We start from the raw sequence: 21,373 nt of genomic DNA on the forward strand, positions 1-21,373 counted from the left end.
TGGTCACAGTGGCCGGAGTCGCCGGAGGGCGGGGTACCGCAGCTCGGGCAGGGCTGGCCGACCGCACGTGACGAGAGCCAGGGGCCGGAGGGGACCGCCGGAGGTCGACCGCTGGATACCGGCGGCGCGGTGCCTGGGGCACCGGGCGGCACAACCGTGGCGGGCGGAGCGCCGGGCGGCACGGGTGCGGCCTGCGCTGGACCGGTTGGCGCGGGTGGCCGGGGTGGCGCGACGGCACCCGTCCCCGAGGCGGCGGCTGGCCAACCGCTCGCCGTGCCGGACGACGTGGCCGGACCGCTCCACGCGGCTGGTCCGGCCGGTGTGGCCGAACCGGTCCAGCCGGGCGGGGCGGCCGGTGCGGAGGAACCCGTCCAGCCGGACGGGGCGGGCGGTGCGGCCGAACCGGTCCAGCCGGACGGGGCGGGCGGTGCGGAGGAACCCGTCCAGCCGGACGGGGCGGGCGGCGGCGGGTAACCGGGCCGGTTGCCGGCTCCGGCCGGTACCTCAGGATGTCCGGACGGACCCCAGCCCGCCGTGCCGGACGATGCGGCCGAGCCGGTGGTACCCGACGAGCCCGTGGGACTCGACGAGCCCGTCGGACCAGACGAGCCTGCCGGACCAGACGAGCCGGTCGACCCGGCCAGTGCCTCCAGCCGGGACAGCGCGGTCGGGCCGGACATGTCGGCCAGCCTCAGCAGCTCAGTGGACTCCGGCGACTCGGCCGGGTCGGAGGCCTCGGCCCAACCGGAGGCTTCGGACCGGCCGGTCGGGGGCGGGGCGGCCGACCAGGGCGCCCCGACCGGAGCGGCCGAGCCGATCACCGGGGCCGCCCGACCGGAGGCGCCAGCCGCCTCCCCGGACGGAACGCGTTCCAACTCCCGGCCGCACTCCTCGCAGTAACGGTGCGCCGGGTCGTCCGGGGCGCCGTGCTCCGGACACGGTTTCGGCATGCTGCCGGCAGCGCCGGCTCCGACGCCGGTCACACCAGCGTCCTCGGCCGGACCGCGTTCGCGTGGTCGACCAGCGCGATCCGCAGCTCCGGATCACGGGAGAGCTGGGCCAGCGTCCGGTACGCCCGTTCCAGCCCCAACCGCAGGCCGCGCTCGGAAAGCTCGTGCCCCAGCAGACGCGCCCCGGAGGCGGGGGGCGTCGACCGGTGCCGTACCCAGGCCAGGGCCACCTCCAGCACCTCGATGGTGAGCCGGGTCTGCCGCTCCACGTCCAGGCCGAGCCGCTCCAGCCGGGCGGACGCCCGCAGCAGATCGTCCGGGCCGGTGGTGCCCGCCGTCAACCCGGGCAGGCTGGCCCGCACCGCGGCGACCTGCGCCGCCACGTGCTGACTCGAACTGTCCGGCACCTGGTCCAGTACCGCGAGCGCACCCGCCCGGTCGCCGACCAGGAACCGGATCCGGGCCAGCCCGAACGCGGCACTCAGATAGCCGTGGTCGACCCGCCAGACCCGGTCGTAGAGCCGGGTCGCCATCTCCCGGTCGCCGGTGCACTCCGCGCTGACCGCCAGCGCGAGCCGGGCCGCCGGTTCACCCGGCAGGACGTCGTAGACCGCGTCGAAGGCGACCCGGGCGTCGGCGGGGCGGTTCGCGGTCAACGCCGCCAGGCCCCGGTACCAGTCGACGCGCCAGTCGAACGGGTCGGCCGCGGCGAGCCGGTCCAGGTCCGCGGCCGCTCCCGCCAGGTCTCCGCCCTCGATCCGGGCCCGGGCCAACCGCAGCGCCACCTCCACGCTGCGGACCGGTGCGGCGGTGAGCTGCCGGACCAGTTCCGCCGGGTCGGTCGCGCCGAGCGAGGCGAGGAAGCCGGCACCCGGATCGAGGACATCGACCTGCGGCAGCGGCAGCGCGGCGGCGACCACCGGCGGCGCCGGGGCGATCGCCCCGGGTGGTACGCCACCTCCGGCGCCCCAGGCCCGCCCCGCGACCGCCCGCCCGACCTCGCCGGCCTCGGTACCGAAGGCACGTCGCTCCGGGGTGAACTGCCGGGAGACCGCCGGCCGGGGTACGCCGTCTGCGGCGGAGAGCACCTCGCGCAGTACGCCGAGCAGTTGCTCGCTCATCTCCCCGGCGCTCTGGAAACGCCGGTCCGGATCGGGGTGGGTGGCCCGGCGCAGCAGCCGGTGGTACGACATCTCGGCGGTGAACAGCGGCGTGTCGGCCGGCTCCGGCAGCCGGTTGGCGTACGTGGTCGAGAAGCCGCGGAAGTCGAGGCTGAGTACGGCCAGCGCCCGCCCGACGGTGTAGATGTCCGAGGCGACCGAGGGGCCGAGCGTGCCGACCTCCGGCGCCTGGTAACCAGGGGTGCCGAAGATCGCGCTGGTGCTGTCGTCGACGTGGCGCACCGCACCGAGGTCGATGAGTTTGAGCTGCTCCTCGGCGTGGATGACGTTGTCCGGCTTGAAGTCGCAGAAGAGCAGGTTGCGGTCGTGCAGGTAGTCGAGGGCGGGCAGGATCTCGACCCCGTACGCGATCACCTCGGGCAGCGGCAGGGTGCGTTGGCCGGTGTCGCGGCGCCGGGCCAGCAGCATGTCCCGCAGTGACTGGCCACCGACGTACTCCATCACGATGTAGCCGACCGGGATCCCGGTACGCGGGTCGGGGTGCTCCACGAAATCGTGGATCTTGACGATGTTGGGATGGTCCAGCTCGACCAGGAAGCGACGCTCCGCCACGGCCGAGGCCATCGCGTCCTCGTCCGTGGTGTTGATCAGTCCCTTGAGCACCACCCAGCGGTCGCTGACCGTGTCACTGACGTTGCGGTCCCGGGCGAGATAGATCCACCCCAGCCCGCCGTACGCGAGCGCCCCGAGGATCTCGTACCGTCGATTGATCACGTCACCCGGACTGAGCCGGGGCACGAAGGAGAACTGGGTGCCGCAGTGCGGGCAGAAGCCCTCGGCTCGACCCGGACGGTCCTCCCGGCCCCGCCCCACCGGCTTTTCGCAGCTCACGCAGAACCGTCGTGACTCGGCGACCTTCGGCTCGGCCATCACCGCCGTGGCCGGGTCGCGCAGCGGTACCCGGGCGATGTCGACCAGGCCGGCGCCGAGACCACCCCGGGACGCGCTCCGGGACCGGGTGGAACTCCGCGAGCCGGAGTGCGAGGTCCCCCGGCTCGGCATGGTGCCGATTCCGCTCGGCGTCGAGCCCCACCCCGAGCCGGTCGCCGCCGGACCCGTGCCGGTCGAGGCCGGACCCGGGGGGTGACCGGCGGAGATCGCGGCGCGGCCGGTCGACCCCCCGGCCTGTCCCGGCACCACCCCGCCGGGTCCGGCGGGGGCACGGCCAGGGCCGGCGCCCGTGCTGGTGACGCCGACGGCGGCGGCCGGCACCGACGCCCGGCCGCTTCCGGTCGGCACGGACGCCCGGCCCGTCCCGGTCGGCGCCACGCCCCGGCCGGTACCGGTCGAGGTGGCGACCGGACCGGTACCTGACGTGCCGACCGGGCCGGTGCCGGTCGAGCCGCCGGTGCTCGCCGGCCCCGTCGTCGCACCGGCAGCCGGTGCACGCCGGCCGCACTCGTCGCAGTAGCCGTCGGGGAGGTAGGAGCCTGGGCAACCGGGTCGCAGGCAGCGGGTGCTCATGGTGCGGCTCCCTTCGCGCCGGGCGCCGGGCGCTCGGCGAGATCGTTGAGATGACGCTGGTACGCGACCACGGCCCGGGTCGCCGCCGACAGGTCACACGGGCTGGTGTAGAGCAGGTCGCGGGCCCGTCGGTACCGGGCGGAGAGTTCGGTGTGCTCGATCAGGCCGAGCCGCCCCGCCTTGGCCCGGTACGCGTCGAGCCGGCCCCGCAGTTCGGCACGGCGTCGCAGCAGCCCGTCCGCCGCCTCGTGTGACTCGGCCAGCCGGCGCCGGGCCACCGCCACCCCCCGTTCGAGGGCGGTCAGTTCGGTGCCGACCTGGCTCCACCGCTGCTCCCGGTGCACCTGGCCGAGCTGGGCGAAGTGGGCACGCAGCGCCGGAGTCGGATCCGGGGCCAGGTCGGGCAGGGCCGAGTTGGCGATCTTGGCGCGTGCCAGGGCGTGCGTCCGGGCGGTTTCGGCGACCGCCGTACCGAGGTCGTCCAGTTCGGCCGCCAGCCGTGCGGTACGCCCGGGATAGCCGTCGCGTACCTCGGTCAGCTCGGCGACTCGCCCGGTCAGGGTGGCGAGTTCGGCCTCCAACCGCCGGAGCCGGTCCCGCAGGGCGGTCGCGGTCGCCCCGGACCCGGCCGCGCCGAGCGGGTCGGCGAGCGCGCTCCGGTACGCCTCCTCGACCGCCCGGCCGAGCCGTTCGAGGTCGTCGCGCGGCACCTGGGCGGTACCGGATCCAGCCGCCCGGGCGGCGACCCGCGCGCCGGCAGCCGGGGCGACGCCGGACGCGGCCGGAGCCTCCGTACCCGCCGGCTCGTCGGGCCGTACCGACCCGCTCAGCTCGACGACCTCCGCCCGCAGCCGGTGCAGGCCGTCGGTGAGCTGACGGAACCATCCGGCGAGCCGGGCCCGTGCGGCCGCCAGCCCGTCGAGCGTGCCGGCCAGCGCGGCGGCCTCCGCCTCGATCCGCCGGGCCAGCTCGGGCAACGCGACCCGGTGCACCGCCGCGCCTGCCGGGTCGTCCAGCACCGTTGCGTCCGCGTCGAGCGCGACCGTCGGGGACGTGAGCAGTGCGCCGAGTTCCCGCAGCTCGGGGTCGCCGGGCCGGGACCGCCGGGCGCGTACCGTGCGGGCCCGGTCGAGCAGCTCCCCGAAGGCGGCGAACTGGGACCAGAGCGCACCGGTCCGGACGAGCACGTCGGCGGCGACCCGCGCGGTCTCGCCGGTCGGCCGGGTGTCCCGCAGCAGGGCCAGCTCGGGCCGGCCGTCCAGGGCGTACATCGCGGCCGAGGCCCGGTCGAGCGCCGCACCGAGCGCGTCGAGTATCCGGTCGACCTCGGCACGGCCCATCAGTGACGGCGGCGGCGCGCTCATCGGCGGGGCTGACCGGATCTCGCGGTGCGGGCCGGCGCCGACGGGTGCCCGCCGGTGTCCCGCCACCGCGCTGGAAGGTCCACGAGACACGCTAGTCCCGGTAACGCGCGACCGGCGGCGCCGGTGCCGGGCCCAGCGACGTCAACCATCGGGTGTAGAGCCGGGTCCAGGTCCCGTCAGAACGGATCTTGGCGAGTACGCCGTTGACGAACCGGACCAGCTCAGGCGCCTCGCGGGAGATCGCCACCCCGTACGGCTCGTCGCTGAACCGCGGACCGACGACCTCGGTGTTCGGGTCCTGGGCGGCGAGCCCGACCAGGATGCTGTCGTCGGTCGAGACCGCGACGACCTGGTTCTGCTGGAGCAGCACGAGACAGTCCGTCCAGTTGACCACCGAGACCGGCGTGGTGCCCTTCGCCGCGATGTTCCGGATCGAGGTGCTGCCGGCCGCCGCGCAGACCTTCCTGCCGCGCAGGTCGTCGATGCTCTTCACCCCGGAGCCACGGGTGACCAGGACCCGCTGACCGGCGGTGAAGTATTCGGTGGAGAAGTTGACCTCCTGCCACCGTTCGCAGTTCATCGTCATCGTGCGGACCACCATGTCGACGGTGCCGTCCTTGACCACCTTGATCCGGTCGGCCGAGCTGATCGCCCGGAACTGGATCCGGCCCGGGTCGCCGAAGAGGCCCCGGGCGATCTCCCGGGCGATGTCGACGTCGAAGCCGGTGAGCTGGCCGGTCAGCGGATCCCGGAACCCGAACTGGTAGTTGTTCTGGTCGACCCCGACGATCAACCGTCCACGCTGGACGATCTTGTCCATGGCGCTGCCGGAGGGCATCTGCCGGGGCCGGGGCAACGCCCCGGACGGCCGCAGGCTGGCCCGGGGATTGCACGAGCCGGACGAGGCCGCCGGGCCGGTCGGGATGACCGCCGGATCCTGCATCCCGACCGGCCGGGGCGGATCGGCCACCATCCGGTTGTCGGGAAGCGCCTGCTCGTCCGTGCCGCAGGCGGCGAGACCCACCGTGGCCACCACCACGAGGACGCCGGCAACGAACCGGCCGGCGAGATGCCGATGTCTCATCGATACTCCGCAATCCGCTGCTGCATGCCCACCGCGGCCCCGACCAGCAGGAGGAGGCTCAGTCCGACGATACCGATGTCGACGCCGGTCAGGGCCCGGCCGGCGCTGACCGCCTCACGTTCGAACCGGTCTCCGTTGTGGGTGATGGCCAGCGCGAGCGCCTCGTCGAACTGGTTGAAGATGGCGGCCGTGGCCTGCTCGCCGGTGCCGACCGTCGCGGCCACCGCCTTGGCGTACTCGCCACTGTCGTCGAGGGCCCGCACGTTCCGGTGCGCCGCCGACCATTCCTTGCTCCGGGCGATCGCCGCCTCGACCGCCTGCCGGGTGGTGTCGTCCGGTGCGGCTGCCCGGGCCTGCGCCAGCAGCCCGCCCGAGCCGTCGGCCCCGGCGAGTCGCTCCATCACCACCCGGTGGTTCTCCTCGAAGGCCGCGCCGTTGCCCCGGGCGACCAGGGTGAGCGCCTCGTCAGCACGGGCCTGCAACCCGGCGATCCGGGCCTCGGCGAGCAGGTTCACCTGGGCCGAGCCGGAGTCCCGGCTCTCCCGCAGGTTTCCCGCCGCGACCAGCGCCGACCCGGTCAGCCAGGCCACCAGCAGCACCGTCGCACCGGTGGCAACCAGCAGACCCACATTGAGCAGCCGGTTCGTCCGCCGGGTCAGGTGGAGCTGCGTCAGCACCAGCGCCGCGAGGGTGAGTACGGCGAGCAGTACCGCCACCCAGGGGAAGCCGGCCGCCCGGTCCCGCGCCTCGTCCAGCTCGGTCGAGGCCGTCGCGTAGAGCTCCTGGGCGGCGGGCAGCAGCTCGTCGCGCATCAGGCCGGAGGCTTCCTGGAGATAGGCGACGCCCAGCGGCAGGCCCTGCCGGTTGTAGGTCCGGGCGGTCTCCACCAGCCCGCTGTAGACCGGGAGGCGGACGGTGATCCGGGCGACCGCCGCGGCACCCCGGCTGTCGTCGGAGACCGCGGCCGAGACGACGGTCAGCGCGGAGGCCGCGTCGGCCAGGTCACGCTGGTAGCGGTCGCGCAGCGCGGGCGGTTCGAGACCGTTGGAGAGGAAGGCGCTGGCGGCGGTGGCGTCGGCGTCGGAGAGCGCGCGGTAGAGGCTCTGCGCCGCCACCGCCAGCTCACCGCTGCGGGCGGTCACTCCACGGACCAGATCCGCGCGCTGCCGTACGCCGACGAAGGCGACCACCCCGGTGAGCAGCCCCAGCACGACCACCCCGGCCAGGATCGCGGTGAACCGGCCGGGTGTACGGCGCAACGGTGTCGTCATCCGGCGCATCAGGTCCGGTGGGCGCGGTTGCGGCGGAACGGCCAACCGGCCTGGCGTCACGGCCACCGCCGACCCGTGCGAACCCACCCGAAACCTCCCCAACACCGCAACGGGAAACCGCCGGTCCGGACATGGTCCAGCCGGTCAGATCTTGGACGACCGGCTTCAAGGTAACCAATCGGCTCAACCGGTGGGGGGCGGCCCGCCGGTCCCGGCGAGCCTACGGTCCGCCACCGACAACCCGCCCGGGACACCGTCCACTGTCGGCGGCCGATCCCGGCGGAGCGACCGCACTGTCCGCCCAGGCGCGCTCTTCCGGCGCCCGCGCCGGCTCGCCCGCCGGCAGGACCCGGGTGCCGGCGGAAACGGTTGACTCGGGAGGGTCCGGGCGGCGTGGTGCGCCGCCCGGACCGGGAGGTCGAGGTACGGCGGGCCGCGTCGGGTCGCCGCGGCCCGGGATGCTCAGCCGGTGGTCCAGACGTACGTGCCGGCCACGGTCGCCGCCGCGGCACCGGCGTACGCGGGGACGAGGCCACCGGCGAACAGCGCGTCGACCCGGGACGCCTCGGCAGCGCTCGGGTACGCGTTGCGACAGGAGACCGGGGCGCTGCTGCCGGACATCAGGTCCGAGCAGAGTCCGGTACGCCGGTCGGGCAGTCCGAGGATGTGCCCGAGTTCGTGGGTGGCGATCCTGGTGCGGTCGTACCCCTGGTTCACGGCCTGCCAGCCCATGTAGACCCGACCGGACCCGAGCCCGGTGACGTACGCCCGGGGCCAGCCGCTGTCGACGTAGATCGTCACCGTCGCCGGGGTACCCGCCACCAGGCGCACGTTGTTGACGCTGCTGTTCCAGATCTGTGCGGCCTGGGTGAAGTTGGTGGTGAACTCTCCGGCCCGACTCGCGTCGTAGTAGACCGTACGCACCGCGGGCGCGGCGGTGGCCGGCGCGGCGGCGACCTCGACCCCGACCAGCGAGGTGGCAAGGGTCAGCAGGCCGAGCGTGGCCCGGAGGAGGTGGCGTCTGAGCATGACGACTCCTTATGGGAGCGGGGAAGGCGAGGACGCGGGTGCCCTCGATCGATGCTCATTAATCTATGTCTCCGGTCCGTCGACCGGCGCATAACAGTTGCCTCATACCGGACCGGCGAGGCGGTTTCGGCAGGGCGGACTCGGCGTGCGCGGCGGCAGGGTGCGCGGCACGGCGGGGTGCGCGGCCGGACGGATCGGGTGCGCGGCCGGACGGGATCGGTAGCGCGGCGCGGAGACGGCGGGCGGTGGTAGCCGGCGCGGGCGCGGGACCGGAATGATCGCCGATGATGAGCCGAAACGTAACCTGGCCGAACGCGTGCCGTCGCGACCGTCGACCATGGTGAGGGGGCTAACCTGGATCGAGCGTCCGGCGTCGCCGGCGGGGGTGGAAGGCGGTAGCGGGATTGTGCTGGCGGAGGAGAACCACGTGACCACACCGTCGCGGACCGGACGCCCGGCGGTGATGACCGACGTGGCCCGGCTCGCCGGGGTCTCGCACCAGACGGTCTCCCGGGTGATCAACGGCCATCCACGGGTCCGGCCGGAGACCCGGGACCGGGTGGTCCGGGCGATGGCCGAGCTGAGCTACCGGCCGAACGCGATGGCCCGAGCCCTGGCCAGCCGCCGTTCCCGGGTACTCGGAGTGGTGAGCTTCGACACCATCCTCTTCGGCCCGGCCTCGACGCTGCTCGGCATCGAGCGCGCCGCCCGGGCCGCCGGTTACGGGGTCAGCATCGTCACCCTGGAGAAGGTCGACCGCCGTGGCGTACTCAGCGCGGTCGAGGCGCTGGACGGTCAGGGCGTGGACGGGGTGATCATCATCGCGCCGCAGATGGCCGCCGCCGCCGCGCTGCACAGCCTGCCGCAGGGGATGGCGGCGGTGGCGGTCGAGGCCGGCCAGGACAGCGGGCTGCCCTCCGTCTCGGTGGACCAGGTGGCCGGGGCCCGGCTCGCCGTCCAGCACCTGCTCGAACTCGGGCACCGGACCGTGTGGCACGTCTCCGGGCCGAGCGACTGGCTGGAGGCGGGTGACCGGATCATCGGCTGGCGGCAGACCCTGGAGGAGGCCGGCGCCGTCGTGCCGCCGATCATCTCCGGGGACTGGAGCGCCCGGTCCGGGTACGCGGCCGGTGCCGCACTGGCCGGCAACCCGGACGTCACCGCGGTCTTCGTCGCCAACGACCAGATGGCGCTCGGCCTGCTGCGTGCCCTGCACGAGCGGGGCGTCCGGGTGCCCGCCGACATCAGCGTGGTGGCCTTCGACGACATCCCGGAGGCGGAGTTCATGTTGCCGCCGCTGACCACGGTCCGGCAGGACTTCGACGAGGTGGGCCGGCGCGGCATGGCGACCCTGCTGCAACTGCTCGACACCCCCGGCCGGGCGGGCGGACCGCTTCCGGTGCTGTCCAGCACCACGCCGATCGAGCCGACCCTGGTGGTCCGGCAGAGCACCGCCGCTCCCCCGGCCGTCCGGAGCTGACCGGCCGCCGGGCCGGCCGGCCAGGACGTCGGCGGTTACGACTCGCCCGGGGCGTCAGGCCCATCCGGCCGTCGGCCGGAACGAACTGTCCGCCCGGAAGGTGGCGTTGTCGGCGTACCAGTCGACCCGGAGTTCGTAGTCGTAGTGCCGCAGGTACCGGCCCGGCTGGTTGTAGGACTCCAGGGCGACCGAGCCGGCCACCGAGCCGGGTCGGGCGCAGAAGGTGGCGTCACCGCGGAAGGTGGCCGTACCGTCGTCCGGGTCCAGGCGCAGCCGGTAGTCGTAGTGGCGCAGGTAGCGGCCACCGACTTCGGTGAAGGAGTAGCAGTTCGGGTCGGCGAGTCCGGCGACGACGGTGAAGGTGGCGTCCTGCCGGGTCTGCGCGGGGCTCGACCCGGAGACCGGATCGACATATCCGAGATGGTCGCGGTGCCGGACGTACCGGTCCGGGAAGTTGACCGACTGGAACGACCGGGCCGTGTTGACCGGCAGGGTGACTCCGCCGGAGACGGTCTCCTTCAGCACGGTGAAGTGCCGGGCGAAGCCGGTGAGCCCGGGCAACTGGGTCGGGGCCGTCCAGGTGTTGAAGCCGTCGTAGCTGTCGCTGAAGAGGTACTGCCCGACCGTGTAGCCGTCGAAGAAGATCCGCCAGCCGCCGTTGTCGAGTTGCACCAGCGCCTGACCCTCGCGCGGACCGCCCCAGCCGGCCCAGTTGCCGGTACGCCGCATCGTGTACGGGCCGGTCAGGTTGCTCGCCGTGGCGTACTCGACGAACTTGGTCGTCTCCTGCTTGGTGAACGCGTGGTACGTGCCGCCGATCTTCACGATGAACGTGTCGATATAGTTCGGCCCGATCCCGCTCAGTACGGTCGGCGCGCTGAACGCGGTGAGTGCGGCGTTCGTCGCCCGCAACCGGTACGGCTTGAAGTCCGCACCGTTGGTGGAGAGCGAGACGATGACGTTGACGCTGCCGTCGGTGTCGACGAACCACTCCGGAGCCCAGGTGTTCTGCACCGTCAGCGGGATGGTGTGGTTGCGCAGGAACGTCCAGTTGACCCGGTCGGTGCTGGTGGCGAAGCCGATGGTGTTGCCGGTCCAGTTGGTGGTGTAGACGATGTAGTAGCGCCCGTCGGTGTGCCGGATGATGCTCGGATCCCGGATCAGGCCGGACGGCGGGGTGTAGGCCGGGCCGCGCAGCAGGCGGAAGCCGGTGGCGTCCGGTGACTCGTAGACGTACATGTTGGATTCGCTGCTGTTGGTGAAGGCGGTCATGGTGTATCGGGTGGCCTGGCCGGGTGGCGGCGCGGCGGCCCCGGCCGGAGTCGCGGGCACCACCGCCCCGGCCACCACCAACAGCGCGGCGGTGGCCGCCGACAGCCATCGGGAACGGTTGCCTGCTCGGGTCATCGTCGCCACCTCCGGCGGTACGGGCCTGCCGTCGCCGACAGCTGTGTGAGCGCTAACATACACGGCGTTCGAAGCTCGCTCAATAGAGCCTGAACAATGCCCCACCCCGATCGCCAGCGTGCAGAACCGCCACGACGTACGGCCTCTCCTCCGGACCGGCCGACGTATTGTCAACTCGAGTTGACAGAATCCTCACGTCAACCTAGGTTGACAGTTGTCCTGAGCACGGGCTGCGCTGGCCGACTCGCCACACCGGGAGCGGAACATGTTCGAACGGTTCACCGAGAACGCGCGTCGTACCGTCTCCGCCGCCGTCCGGATCGCGGCCGAGACCGGTGTGACGAGGGCCGGCCCGGAACACCTGCTGCTCGGTCTCGCCGACGGCGCACCGGGAACCGGCGCCCGGATCCTGGCGGAGTACGGCGTCACCGCCGCCGTACTCCGGACCGCGACGGCCCGGCCGGCCGCGCGGCGGCGACTCACCGACGAGGAGATCTGCGCGCTCCGAGCCGTCGACACCGACGTCGACGAGGTGTTCCGGCGTATCGAGCAGGAGTTCGGGCCTGTCGCGGTCCTCCGCCAACCGGAACCGCCGGAACCGCCGGAGCGGCGCGATCGGCGCGGCTGGCTCGTCAGGCCGCTCGACGCCCGGGCCCGCAAGGTCCTCGAGCTGTGCCTGCGCGAAACGGTCGACCTGCGGCACCGGGAGATCAGCTCCGGTCATCTCCTGCTGGCACTGCTCCGACACGACCTGAGGGGTCCCGTCTCGAACACGCTGGCCCGGCACGGCGTGACCTATCCGGACGCCCGGCGGCGCCTGATCCGCACGCTGCGCCGTGCGACGTAGCCGCAACTCCTCGCACCCCGTCGAAGATCATGCGTCGGCGGGGATCGCGGGCGGACGTGGACAGGTCGCCACCGATGCGTGCAGGGTCGGCTAGGGTCGGCCGCGCGTTCGAGGGAAAGGCGACGCGGATGCAGCTCTCGATGTTCGTCGCACCGGGCGAGACGTCCGACATAGTCGAGCTTGCCGAGGAGACCATGGCGCTCGGCGGCCGGTTGCTGGGACTGGTCGCGGACGGTGTCGCGTCGGTGCGGCACGGTGAGGTACCGGCCGACACGAAGCCGGTGGACGCGTTCGCGATGGGCTCGCTGCTGGTCGACCTGGTCCCGACGGCGCTGCCTGCCGTGATCGCGCTGGCGCAGGAATGGCTGGTCGATCGACCGGTGCCCTCCGTCCGGATCGTGGTCGACGACGACGTCCTGAGGGTGGGCAGGGCGTCACCCGAGCAACAACGCCGGATCGACGCGTTCCTCCGTCGCCACGGCGACCCGGGATCCTCCGGCGGGCGCGGTTCAACAGGTGGTCGATCGGCTGGCTAGGTTGGTCCGGGCACCGGGTTCGATCGAGGCGCCGGGCTCGAACCGTGCCGGTGCACCCGCGCGCTTCGGTGTTCGTAAATGTTCGGCCCGGTTGGATAACGTCATTGACTTGCTCGGTTGTGAGCGTTTTACTTCGGAAACCCACCCGTTGCCGGTACGCCACATCTGCGGTCGACGCCCAGTCGCCGCTTGCCACGGAGGCGGAGCGATGCGACAGGACCCCGGATGATGTCCGACAGCACCGGCCAGACGGCACCCGGGAGGCGCTCGGCCGCCGGGACGACCGCGAGCTGGGGCCGCGACGACTGGCTGGCGCTCGCGGACCGGATCCTCGCTGCCGCCCGGCCGTTCACCTCCCCCGGTCAGGCTCTCGTCAGCTTTCCCGGCCAGCAGGGCGGTTACGGTCGGGCCGTCGACGGGCTGGAGGGGTTCGCCCGTACGTTCCTGCTGGCAGGTTTCCGCATCGCCGGCGCCCGGGGATCCGGCGTCGACGACCTCGTCGACCGGTACTCGACGGGCATCGCCGCCGGCACCGATCCGGCCTCGCCGGAGTGCTGGGTACGGCTGGACGAGCACCCGCAGGCGAAGGTGGAAGCCGCCTCCATCGCCCTGATCCTGGACATGACCCGGCCGTGGATCTGGGACCGGCTGCCGTCCACGGTCCGGGAGCGGGTGGTGGACTATCTGGCTCCGGCGGTCGGCGACCACACCTACCCGCGGATCAACTGGGTCTGGTTCCGGCTGGTCGTACAGACGTTCCTGCGCTCGGTGGGCGGGCCGCACGCGCGCGACGAGATGGCCGAGGATCTGGCTACCCACGACAGCTTCGCCCGCGCCGACGGCTGGATGTCCGACGGGCCGGAGCGCGCCTACGACCACTACGTGGGGTGGGCCCTGCACCTGTATCCGACGTTGTGGGCCCGGATGGTCGGCGCGGCGGACCTGGCCGCCGAGCGCCGCGAGCGGGATGTGGCCGGGCTCGACCGGTTCCTACAGGACGCGGTCGCCCTGGTGGGCGCCGACGGGTCACCGCTGATCCAGGGACGGAGCCTGATCTACCGGTTCGCCGCCGCAGCGCCGTTCTGGGCCGGCGCGATCGCAGGCGTACCCTCGGTCGGCCTCGGCCGGCTGCGCCGCGCCGCCACCGGGATCGTGCGGCACTTCGTCGACCACGGCGCCCCGGACGACCGGGGACTGCTCACCCTCGGCTGGCACCGACCGTGGCCGCGGCTGGCCCAGTCCTACTCCGGCCCCGGCTCGCCGTACTGGGCCAGCAAGGGCCTGCTCGGCATCGCGCTGCCGGCCGACCATCCGGTGTGGACGGCGCCCGAACAGCCGCTTCCGGTCGAGGAGCACGACACGGTACGCGCCATCGGGGCACCGGGCTGGCTGGTCTCGGCCACCCGCTCCGACGGAATCGTCCGGGTCGTCAACCACGGCACCGACCACGCGCTGGACGGCGCCACGACCGGCGACTCCCCGCTCTACGCCCGGCTCGGTTACTCCACCGCCACCAGCCCGGTCCTGGCGGAGAGCGGCTGGGTCGATCCACTCGACCAGTCCGTCACCCTCGTCGACGGCGCCGGCCGGGCCACCCACCGCGCCGGCATGCGCCTACTGACCCTGCGACTCCACCGCGACGGGGACGGCGTCGGCGTCGGCGTGGCCGGGTCGCGCGCGCTCGCCCACTGGGTCGATCCGGACCCGGGCCACCGCGACCACGGCGGCGGCCGTACGGGGCGGTTCCGTCCGGCCGGGCAGCTCACCGTGTACTCGCTGGTCCGCGGCGTCTGGGAGCTACGCCTGACCCGCGTCGTCGGCCTGGCCGACGGCGTCGAGGCGGCCGCGCTGCGGCTGCGGATCGGCGGCTGGGCCGTTTCCGGTGCTGCGACGGCGGTCTGCGGCGACAGTGTGGCGACCGTGACCGGGGCCGGCCTGACCAGTCGGTTGGAGGCGCTCGGGGGCGACGGGACGGCCGGCGCCACCGCCGTTCCGGACGGCGGCCCGCTGGCCGGCGGACTGGTCGTGCCCTGGCTGGACCATCCCGTCCGGCCGGGCGGGTGGATCGCCACCCTCGTCGAGCTGTCCGGGGAGTTCGCGACCACCGCGCCCCGACAGCCGTGCCGGACCGGGCTGGACGAAGACGCCGACGGCCTGCACCTGGTGGTCGACTGGCCGGACGGCGCGAGCACGGCGACCCGTCTTGACACGGGACAGCCCGAGCCAGGAACGACTACCCGCGCTGCCGGAGCTGGTGACCATCACCGGGCGGCTTCGCGACGCGACCCGCGCCTGCGGGTACCTCGCGGTGCGCCGTTGGTACCTCAGCGCCACACCGCTGATCCTCGCGCCGCTGACGCAGCGCTTGGTGGCCCGGCCCGCGATCGTGCTAACCCGTCATCCGGAAGCGCATCCCGGCCGGGCGCTGGCGGGTGCCCGAGAACCTCATGGGCGCCGTGATCACCCTCGCCTCCGACGCCGCCCGGTACGTGCGCGGCGCCGTCCTTCCGGTGGACGGGCCGGCTCGCCGATAGGAGGTGCGCATCGTGGAGTCAGATCGGCTGTTCAGCGCGCAGCGGCAGGAGCGGCTGCTCGCCGAGCTTCGCGGCAGCGGTGCGGTACGGGTCCGCGACCTCGCCCGCGAACTCGGGGTCAGCGAGCTGACGATCCGCCGCGACATCGCCGCTCTCGCCGAGCGCGGCCTGGTGGCCAAGGTCCACGGCGGTGCGACGCTGCCATCCCACACCAACACCCTCAGCCAGCCCCGACGAGCCTCCGTCCGCTTCACCATCGGCATGGTCGTGCCCTCGCTCGACTTCTACTGGCCGCCGATCGTGGCGGGCGCACGCGCCGCCGCGGCGGCCCTCGGCGTCACCGTGCAACTGCGCGGTTCGAGTTACGACCCGGACGAGGACCGCCGGCAGATCGGCCGGCTCGTCGAGGCCCGACAGGTCCAGGGCCTGCTGCTCGCACCGAGCCTGGACGGCGACGACGCCGACGAGATTCTCGAATGGATCGGCCGGCTACCGGTGCCGACCGTCCTGATCGAACGTCAACCGCGCCGGTGGACGCCCGGCACACGCCAGATCGAATGGGTACGCAGCGACCACTCCCTGGGCCTGGAGATCGCCGTCTACCACCTTCGGCAGCAGGGGCATCGACGAATCGGTCTCGTCCTCGCGCAGGGCAGTCCGACCTCGGAACACCTGGGGCGCGCCTGGCGGATCGCCGCCACCGATCCCAGAACCTCCGGCACCCTCGCGTTGCAGGAGACGGTCACCGCGCCCGGGGAGCGGGACGTCATCGTCCGGATCCTCCGGCAGTGCAGACGCGCCAGGATCACCGGGTTGATCGTGCACAGCGATCCGCATGCCATCGCCGTCGCCCAGTTCTGCGCCGAACTGGGCATCGCCATCCCCGGCGGCCTGGCGATCGTCTCCTACGACGACGAGATCGCCCACCTCGCCGATCCCGCGATCACCGCCGTCCGGCCGCCCAAGAGCCACGTCGGGCGGCTCGCCGTCGAGCTCATAGTCTCGCGCCTGCTCGACGGCGAGCGGCGCCCTCCGCACCGCGTGCTCCTCGCGCCCGAACTGGTCGTCCGCGGGTCGTCGCTGCCCCTGTCCCGACTCCACTAGTGGGTGTGGCGGGTGACGCGGGTGCGAGGTGGCGGGATCGACGGACGATTCATCGGCGCGCGACCGTGCCGTGCCGGCACCCCGAACAGGAGACCCGGGTGATCCCGGACCAGGTGTTCAGGTCGGGGCTCGTCGCGGTCCAGATCCCACCGTTGGTGTAACGGTCGATGTAGATCCGCCAGGTGCCGTCGTCCATCCGGAGCACCGACGGCCCTTCGTGGCCCGCGGTCCAGAGCGCGGCACGCTGCACCCATCCGCTGGTCAGGCCCGCCGTGGTCGTCCAGTGTTCGATGTACTTGGACGTCTCGTCCTTGACGAACGCGTGATAGGTGGCGCCGTCCTTCACGACGAACGTGTCGATGTGGTTCGTGCCGAGCCCCCACATCTGGGCCGGCCCGCTCCACGAGGTCAGCGAGCTGTTCTGGGCGGTGTAGACATACGGCCGGAAGCAGGCCGAGCAGGTCGTCTGCGCCACGCTGGCGATGATCCGGATCGTCCCGCCCTCCACGAAGAACTCCGGCGCCCAGACGAACCGGGTGTTGGCGATGCCCGAGGCCACACTCGCGACGTGTGTCCAGGACGTCAGGTCGGTGCTCGTCGCGACGTTGAAGTGGGTCGAGTTCGTGGTCCAGGACTGGACCGTGTACGCGATGTAGTACCGGCCGTTGTGCGCGATGATGCTCGGATCGCGCAACACGCCGGTCGGCCCCCGGTAGTTGGTGTCGGCGAGGACGCTGAAGCTCGTACCGTTCGTCGACTGGTACACCCACAGTTCCTGGTCGGCGGCGCCGTCCCCCTTGAAGGTGGTGTACACGTAGCTGCTGGCGGCACTGGCCGGGACGGCCGGCGCGGTGAGAAGACCCGCCACGAGCACGAGCACCCCGACCAGTGCGGCCCACCATCGGCCACGGCCGATCGGCGTCAGTCGGGTTTGGCTGTCGAAGCGTTGCATCGGCGCTCCTCGGTTCGGCGGTGCCATTGGGGGCGGGGTCGAAGGCCGGGCTCCGACGACGCGGACCGTCGCGAAAGGCTTCGACAAACATCGATAGACTGGCTCCGACGCGTCGACCCTGAGCTGGGCAGATGATTCTAGCGCCGATCGCACGCGTCGCGGCAGCCACTGATGTTCGTTTATGAATGTCCGTGGATGAATCGGTTCGAAGTATGGCGCGCTGGTTGACGCTCGATTACCAAGGTGTTGCCGGAGGCGTCAGCACCAGCGACCTGGGTGGCCGGTCGGAGGCCGGCGCCAGCACCCGGGGGCCGAGGCCGGGGACGTGCCAAGCGCACCGCGGGCTCCCGGCCGCCCGACCGCACCGAGACGAACAGGAGGGACACAGGAGTGAAGAGGGACAGGCGGTTGCTATCGCTCGGGCTGTCGCTGGCCGTCACCGCAGCGGCGATCGTGACAGCGGTGGCCGGGACGAGCACGGCCGCCCGGGCGGAGCCGGTCACCATCACCAACGGTACGCAGTTCAGGGACACCAGCGGCAACCTGCTACAGGCCCACGGCGGCGGTGTGCTCAAGGTCGGCAACTACTACTACTGGTTCGGCGAGAACCGCAATTCGGACAACACCTTCCGAGCGGTCTCCGTCTACCGTTCCACCAACCTGCGCGACTGGGAGTTCCGCAACAACGTCCTCACCCAGTCGTCGGCGTCAGAGCTACAGGTCGCCAACATCGAGCGACCGAAGGTCATCTACAACGCCAGTACCGGTCGGTACGTGATGTGGATGCACAAGGAGAACGGGTCCAACTACAGCGAGGCCCGAGCCGCCGTCGCCTCGGCGGCCACCGTCGACGGCACCTACACCTACCACGGCAGCTTCCGGCCGCTCGGGCAGCACATGTCCCGGGACATCACGCTCTACAACGACAACGGCACCGCGTACATGATCTCGGCCGCCGACGAGAACTACGACCTGCACATCTACCGGCTGACCGCGGACTACCTCAACGTCGCCACCCTGGTCGGCAACTTCTGGAACGACGCCCACCGAGAGGCACCGGCGATGTTCAAGCGGGGCAGCACCTACTTCCTGCTGACCTCGGCGGCGACCGGCTGGAACCCCAACCAGGCCAGGTACGCCACCGCGTCGAGCATCTCCGGCCCGTGGACCGGCTGGACCAACGTCGGGGACTCGACGACGTTCCGGTCCCAGCCGACGTTCGTACTCCCGATCCAGGGCAGCTCCACCACCAGCTACCTCTACATGGGCGACCGCTGGGCCGGCGCCTGGAGCGGGCCCGTCAACGACTCCCAGTACGTCTGGTTGCCGATCAGTTTCCCGTCCAGCACCAGCATGCGCCTCGACTGGTACCCGTCGATCACCATCGACACCAGCACCGGCACCATCACCGGCCAGTCCCCGCCCTACTACCGGATCACCGCCCGGCACAGCGGCAAGGTCATGGACGTGGTGAGCAGCTCCACGGCCGACAGCGCGGAGGTCAAGCAGTACGGCTGGAACGGTGGCGGAAACCAGAAGTGGGAGTTCCAGGACGCCGGCAGCGGCTACTTCCGGATCGTCAACCAGAACAGCGGCAAGTGCCTCGACGTCGCGTCCGCCTCGACCGCCGACAGCGCGAACATCGTCCAGTACACCTGCGGCAACGGCACCAACCAGCAGTGGCAGTGGGTCGCCACCGGCAGCTACTACCAACTACGGGCCCGGCACAGCGGCAAGTGCCTCGACGTGGTCAGCGGCGGCACCACCGACGGCACCGACATCACCCAGTACACCTGCGGCAGCGGCACCAACCAGCAATGGACACGCACCCAGTCGTGAGATCTCGGCACCGGTCCGAGCGCCCCGGGCAACCCCCGGACCGCCAGGGGCGCTCGGCACCCGGACCCGCGCGGCGACCAGGGAGGCCATGGAGAAAGGCGGAGAGGTAATGATCAGAGCACCGATGCTCTGGCCGCGCAACGCCGCGCTCGCGCCGGCGTCGACAGCGACCGGACCTGAGGTCACCGCCGTACCGGCCCCACCGTCGACAGACGGCCCGGACCGGCCCGCCACCCGGAGGTGGTGGCGATGATCCGGACCGTCCGAGCCGCGCTCGCCCTCACCACCCTGCTCGCCGGCACCGTGCTGCTCGCCCAGCCGCCGGCCCGGGCGGCCGCCTGGGAGACGCTCATCGACGGATCGTCGTTCGCCGACCGCGAGGCGCTGACCGCCGAGTGGAACTTCCGCTACCCGTGGGGCTCCGACCACAACGGCAGCGCCCGAATGTACGCGAGCGCCACGGACAACAACCACGTCTACCTCTCGCCCAGCGGGCAACTCAACATCAGAGCCACCCGCATCACCTGGGACGAGGGGACCAGCTCGGCCGACCCACATCTGCCGATCCGCTACCACTCCGGCGCCATCCACGCCAAAGACCAGGTGCTCGTCAGCGACCAGTTCCCGAACTACGAGGTCAGGGGCGAGTTCCAGGCACCGTCGAGCCGCGGCACCTGGCCGGCGTTCTGGCTCACCGGAGCGAACAGTTGGCCGCCGGAGAGCGACATACTCGAATACAAGGGGGACGCGCGGAACTGGTTCAACACCTACGACGGGGCGTGGGACAACACCATCGTCGGGGTCTCGAACCCGGCCGCGTGGCACGAGTACCGGGTCTGGATCGCCAAGGTCAACGCGACCGACGTCGACATCCACTACTACCTCGACGGCCAGTGGAAGGGCCAGCACCGAGGGTCCAACTTCGTCGGCAAGCCGATGTGGCTGATCATCAACCTCCAGATGGAGGGCTCCTCCGGCTCACCCGGCCCGTCCGCCGAGACCCTCTACCGCGCCCGCAACGTCTACCTCGGCCGTACCCGTAACTGACGGCCCTCGGACGAGTGGATCAAGAAGATGTTGCCAGGGGTGTTGCGGGCCGGCGCCACGGCGTACCCGTCCGGGTCGGTCGGGGACACGGTGCACACCCAGCGGACAGCTACGCGCAGGCAGTACGGCATGGCTCCGTCGTGTCCGGCACAGAACCCCCGAGGAAGGACGAGACATTGACAATCCAGCAGGGCACCCAGATCGGTCGAGGCACGAACGACCCTCGACACGACGAGGTACCGACATCCCGTCGACGATCACTCGGTCGGATCCTCGTCGGCGCCCTGGCCACGGCGGCGCTGATTCCGGTCGCCGCCGTCAGCGGCGCATCCCCGGCCGGCGCGGCCACCAATCAGTTCAGAGGGATGAACTGGGCCGTGCTGGGTGACAACTTCAGCACCGGCCCGCTCGTCGTCCAGGGGCTGAGCCAGTCCGACAGCAACGCGACCGTGCGGGCCAAGGCCAATGCCCTCTACGACGACATGGCGGCCGTGGGGGTCAACACGGTCCGGCTGCCGATCAACACCCACACCGTCGGCACGACGTGGTGGAACAACTACCGGGGGGCCATCGACGCCGCCACCGCCCGCGGATTCAAGGTCATCCTCGCGTACTGGGAGGACGGCGCCGCCTCCGGCGGCAGGATCACCAACCTCGCCGCGTGGAACACGATGTGGTCCCGCGTGACCAACACCTACGGCTCCAACACCAACGTCTACTTCGAGCCGATGAACGAGCCGCACGGCTACAGCTCGGCGGACTGGCGCAACGTCGCGGCGAACTGGCTCAGCTACCACTACTCGGCGGTGCCGAGCCGGGTGCTCATCGGCGGCACCGGCTACAGCCAGGACCTGCGGGACGTCTGCAACGACAGCCGCTTCAACGGGACGTTGCTCTCCTTCCACCACTACGCCTTCTTCTACGACGCGATGACGTACGACGCCTTCCGAAGCCACATCCAGACCCGCCTCGGGAACTGCGCCTCCCGCGCGATCGTGACCGAGTACGGCGCGCCCATGGACAACGGCCTCAACTACGGCAACGCGAACAGCACCGACAACTTCGTGCGGCACATTCGCGCCGTCACCCAGGTCATGCGGGACAACCAGATGGGCGGCACCTACTGGCCCGCCCTCGGCGGCAAGCCCACCGGAAGCTCCGGTTACGACTGGTACTCGATGTTCGCCCTCAGCGGCAGCGGCACCAACCTGAACCTCACTGTCCGCAATGCCTCCGGCCGCGATCGTATCCGGTACGGCTGGGGACTGTGAGTCTGCTCCACGC

At 72.0% G+C, this 21,373-nt stretch carries 17 protein-coding genes; 10 read left to right on the forward strand and 7 right to left on the reverse strand.

Features of this window, described 5'->3' with window-relative positions:
- Positions 1-979: 979 nt before the first annotated feature.
- Positions 980-3,133: a serine/threonine-protein kinase gene (locus V1634_RS13550; RefSeq protein WP_331208132.1), complete on the reverse strand. Its 2,154-nt coding sequence runs from the start codon at positions 3,131-3,133 to the stop codon at positions 980-982.
- Between the two features lie 178 nt (positions 3,134-3,311).
- On the opposite strand from V1634_RS13550, the gene V1634_RS13555 reads away from it, so the two are divergent.
- Positions 3,312-3,542 carry a hypothetical protein gene (locus V1634_RS13555; RefSeq protein WP_331208133.1) on the forward strand — a complete coding sequence of 77 codons (231 nt, stop codon included), beginning with the start codon at positions 3,312-3,314 and terminating at the stop codon, positions 3,540-3,542.
- 49 nt (positions 3,543-3,591) lie between these two features.
- On the opposite strand, the gene V1634_RS13560 is transcribed toward V1634_RS13555, so the two are convergent.
- The 4 genes from V1634_RS13560 to V1634_RS13575 form a co-directional block, all read right to left on the reverse strand.
- Positions 3,592-5,049 (reverse strand): hypothetical protein, encoded by a 1,458-nt coding sequence (locus tag V1634_RS13560; RefSeq protein WP_331208134.1) that lies wholly within the window; start codon positions 5,047-5,049, stop codon positions 3,592-3,594.
- Between the two features lies 1 nt (position 5,050).
- On the reverse strand, positions 5,051-6,043 hold the full coding sequence (locus tag V1634_RS13565; RefSeq protein ID WP_331208135.1) for a glutamate ABC transporter substrate-binding protein: 993 nt from the start codon (positions 6,041-6,043) through the stop codon (positions 5,051-5,053).
- Positions 6,040-7,314, reverse strand: a complete 1,275-nt coding sequence (locus tag V1634_RS13570; protein ID WP_331208136.1) for a hypothetical protein — start codon at positions 7,312-7,314, stop codon at positions 6,040-6,042. Before V1634_RS13570 ends, V1634_RS13565 begins: the two co-directional genes overlap by 4 nt.
- Before the next feature lie 462 nt (positions 7,315-7,776).
- Positions 7,777-8,343: a snapalysin family zinc-dependent metalloprotease gene (locus V1634_RS13575; RefSeq protein WP_407951782.1), complete on the reverse strand. Its 567-nt coding sequence runs from the start codon at positions 8,341-8,343 to the stop codon at positions 7,777-7,779.
- Positions 8,344-8,806: 463 nt separating this feature from the next.
- Between V1634_RS13575 and V1634_RS13580 the strand changes: the two genes are divergently transcribed.
- Entirely contained in the window at positions 8,807-9,823 is a 1,017-nt protein-coding gene (locus tag V1634_RS13580) for a LacI family DNA-binding transcriptional regulator (RefSeq protein WP_407951786.1), read from the forward strand.
- A gap of 54 nt (positions 9,824-9,877) precedes the next feature.
- On the opposite strand, the gene V1634_RS13585 is transcribed toward V1634_RS13580, so the two are convergent.
- A complete protein-coding gene (locus V1634_RS13585; RefSeq protein WP_331208138.1) occupies positions 9,878-11,230 on the reverse strand; it encodes a glycoside hydrolase family 43 protein in 1,353 nt (450 codons plus the stop codon).
- Positions 11,231-11,495: 265 nt separating this feature from the next.
- Here V1634_RS13585 and V1634_RS13590 point away from each other — a divergent pair, with 265 nt between their 5' ends.
- From V1634_RS13590 to V1634_RS13610, 5 genes are all read left to right on the forward strand, one after another.
- The gene (locus V1634_RS13590; protein WP_331208139.1) at positions 11,496-12,077 is read left to right on the forward strand and encodes a Clp protease N-terminal domain-containing protein; all 582 of its coding nucleotides are present in this window, start codon (positions 11,496-11,498) and stop codon (positions 12,075-12,077) included.
- Positions 12,078-12,205: 128 nt separating this feature from the next.
- Entirely contained in the window at positions 12,206-12,613 is a 408-nt protein-coding gene (locus tag V1634_RS13595; RefSeq protein ID WP_331208140.1) for a hypothetical protein, read from the forward strand.
- A 225-nt stretch (positions 12,614-12,838) separates the two neighbouring features.
- A complete protein-coding gene (locus V1634_RS13600) occupies positions 12,839-15,073 on the forward strand; it encodes a DUF2264 domain-containing protein (protein ID WP_331208141.1) in 2,235 nt (744 codons plus the stop codon).
- Positions 15,061-15,147, forward strand: coding sequence for a hypothetical protein (locus V1634_RS35465; RefSeq protein WP_407951787.1), 87 nt, complete (start codon positions 15,061-15,063; stop codon positions 15,145-15,147). The genes V1634_RS13600 and V1634_RS35465 overlap by 13 nt, the downstream gene beginning before the upstream one ends.
- A 12-nt stretch (positions 15,148-15,159) precedes the next feature.
- Positions 15,160-16,251, forward strand: a complete 1,092-nt coding sequence (locus tag V1634_RS13610; RefSeq protein ID WP_331208142.1) for a LacI family DNA-binding transcriptional regulator — start codon at positions 15,160-15,162, stop codon at positions 16,249-16,251.
- A gap of 49 nt (positions 16,252-16,300) precedes the next feature.
- On the opposite strand, the gene V1634_RS13615 is transcribed toward V1634_RS13610, so the two are convergent.
- A complete protein-coding gene (locus tag V1634_RS13615; protein WP_331208143.1) occupies positions 16,301-17,203 on the reverse strand; it encodes a family 43 glycosylhydrolase in 903 nt (300 codons plus the stop codon).
- 390 nt (positions 17,204-17,593) lie between these two features.
- On the opposite strand from V1634_RS13615, the gene V1634_RS13620 reads away from it, so the two are divergent.
- The 3 genes from V1634_RS13620 (at position 17,594) to V1634_RS13630 (ending at position 21,360) form a co-directional block, all read left to right on the forward strand.
- A complete protein-coding gene (locus V1634_RS13620; protein WP_331208144.1) occupies positions 17,594-19,042 on the forward strand; it encodes an RICIN domain-containing protein in 1,449 nt (482 codons plus the stop codon).
- Between the two features lie 249 nt (positions 19,043-19,291).
- On the forward strand, positions 19,292-20,089 hold the full coding sequence (locus V1634_RS13625) for a LamG domain-containing protein (RefSeq protein WP_331208145.1): 798 nt from the start codon (positions 19,292-19,294) through the stop codon (positions 20,087-20,089).
- Between the two features lie 176 nt (positions 20,090-20,265).
- Positions 20,266-21,360: a glycoside hydrolase family 5 protein gene (locus V1634_RS13630; RefSeq protein WP_331208146.1), complete on the forward strand. Its 1,095-nt coding sequence runs from the start codon at positions 20,266-20,268 to the stop codon at positions 21,358-21,360.
- Positions 21,361-21,373: the final 13 nt, after the last annotated feature.

The organism is Plantactinospora veratri (genome assembly GCF_036421995.1).
In the GTDB taxonomy this organism is placed as follows: Bacteria; Actinomycetota; Actinomycetes; order Mycobacteriales; family Micromonosporaceae; genus Plantactinospora; species Plantactinospora veratri.